The organism is Bartonella sp. MR168JLCBS, from assembly GCF_042194175.1.
Window position 1 is genome coordinate 1 of the sequence record NZ_JBHIMP010000094.1, and the last position, 1355, is coordinate 1355.

Sequence of the window (1355 nt, forward strand, 5' to 3'; positions counted from 1 at the left end):
ATAGCACGACATTGGTTAACTTCATGAAGATATTCAACGGCTGCCCAGGCAATTGAAAGTCCATCAAAGGTTGATGTTCCGCGTCCTATTTCATCAAGAATAACAAGGGAATGGCTACTGGCATGATTAAGAATCGTTGCTGTTTCGACCATTTCCATCATAAAAGTTGAGCGTCCTCGCGCAAGATCATCGGAAGCACCAACACGACTAAATAAGCGATCAACAACGCCAATATGCGCTGAACTCGCTGGAACAAAAGAACCCATTTGTGCCATAATAGTAATGAGAGCATTTTGCCGCAAAAAAGTCGATTTTCCTCCCATATTGGGACCTGTCAAAAGCCAAATTGCTGCATATTGATGATTTTTTTGTACAGAGAGGTCGCAGTTATTGGCAACAAATGGTTCTGCTGCTTGCTTTCGGAGTGCTTGCTCTACAACAGGATGGCGACCTGCGGTGATACGAAAGGTAAGTGACTGATCAATTTTAGGACGACAATATTCTTGTTCTTCAGCCAAACGTGCTAAAGCAACAGAAACATCCAAAATAGCAAGTGTTTCAGCAGCTTTACGAATGAAATCAACCTGTTCAGTAATTTCATGAACAAGAGTGTCAAAGATTTCCAATTCAAGCGTCATAGCATGGGTTGCTGCATGGGCAATACGGCCTTCAAGCTCAACAAGTTCTGTTGTGGTAAAGCGCATAGCATTTGCCATTGTTTGCCGATGAATAAAACGTGCTTTGGCTTGAGGGGGATTGGTGAGAGCAGTTGCTTGTAAGTTGGTTATTTCGATGAAGTAGCCTAGAATATTATTATGCTTAATTTTGAGTGTTTTAATATCTGTTTCTTTGGCATATTGTGCTTGAAGTTCAGCAATAATAAGGCGAGATTCATCACGCAGAGCACGCATTTCATCGAGCTCTTTATGATAATTAGGGCGAATAAAACCACCATCCCTTTTAAGGAGGGGAAGATCATCGGATAATGCTTGTTTTAAACGAAAATGCAAAGCAGTAGGTAAATGTGAGAAAACCTGTTGGACATCACTTATTTCTTGGGGAAGCAATTCATTGTTAAGAAGCTGATTCAATTCATGAATGATTTCAAAACCGCGCTGAATTGAAGCTATGTCACGTGGTCCTCCTCGGCCAAGAGCCAAACGTGAAACGGCACGTGGCATATCTGGTCCACCTTTTAAGATGAGCTGTATAGCTTCTGCAAGAGATGTATTGCGCAGAAAAAAGGCAATTGAATCCAGACGTTTATCAATAGCTGAAGGTGTGGTGAGAGGTGCAATGAGGCGATCAAAGAGGAGGCGTGACCCCCCTCCTGTGCCAGTGCTATCAACGGCGTT

Annotated in this window: 1 protein-coding gene; it reads right to left on the minus strand. The window is 42.5% G+C overall.

The annotated features are described in order from the left end of the window. Positions 1 to 1355, minus strand: a 1355-nt coding sequence (gene mutS / locus ACFIK8_RS09355) for a DNA mismatch repair protein MutS (protein WP_375669262.1), incomplete at both ends; no start/stop codon positions are given.